Annotated in this window: 1 protein-coding gene; it reads left to right on the forward strand. The window is 47.6% G+C overall.

The features are described from left to right. The first annotated feature begins 97 nt into the window (after window positions 1–97). On the forward strand, window positions 98–544 hold the full coding sequence (locus tag ACEN88_RS33560; RefSeq protein ID WP_413346666.1) for a hypothetical protein: 447 nt from the start codon (window positions 98–100) through the stop codon (window positions 542–544). The last annotated feature ends 124 nt before the right edge of the window (window positions 545–668 follow it).

Genomic DNA, 668 nt, shown 5'->3' on the forward strand with positions numbered 1-668 from the left:
AAGACTGCGACCTTACTGTCAACCAGCGTCAAAAATCACTTGAACTCCAGGAGGCGTCCATATAAGCACTTCCCTAGTGCTTCAACTATTCCTTGAGATGCGGCGCCAGCGGAAGATGTTCGGCGATTCTGCAGGTTGGATCGCGGATTGGCTGGAAAAACGCTTTGAAGAGGAAAAGCGCGTTGTCTCCGATTTGGATAAGAAGAAATTGCCGGAATTAAAACACATGCTTCTTCGGCTTGATTCTGAAATCGTGACGCGCGAAAAATGGATGGAAGTGCTCAAGCCATTTTCGATGCTAATACCCGCCGTACTGATTATCGTGGCATCGGATTTTCTAAAGCTGCCCCAAGAATTTGGGGGTGTGATTAAGCTAATGGGCGGGGCGTTGGTATCGGGGTTTGCGATTGGAGCAATATCAATATCGACAGGTATCGTCAAGCTGCGCCGATTGTCATCAACCTTGCATTACGCCGTCAATGCTGCCGACCAGGAGAAAAAATCTGAGATACGCAAGATTTCGCGAAAACGAGACGTGCGATAACTATTTAGAAAAGAAAACGGCCCAGTTCATCGAACTGGGCCGTTGAATTGGTGGTGATAGGTGGACTTGAACCACCGACCCTAGCATTATGAATGCTATGCTCTAACCAACTGAGCTATATCAC

Source organism: Massilia sp. CT11-108, assembly GCF_047302915.1.
Classification (GTDB): Bacteria; Pseudomonadota; Gammaproteobacteria; order Burkholderiales; family Burkholderiaceae_D; genus Telluria; species Telluria orientalis.

Excerpts from the sequence above, each read along its gene's own strand:
- ACEN88_RS33560 (WP_413346666.1), top strand. The coding sequence starts at position 98 with ATGCGGCGCCAGCGGAAGATGTTCGGCGATTCTGCAGGTTGGATCGCG.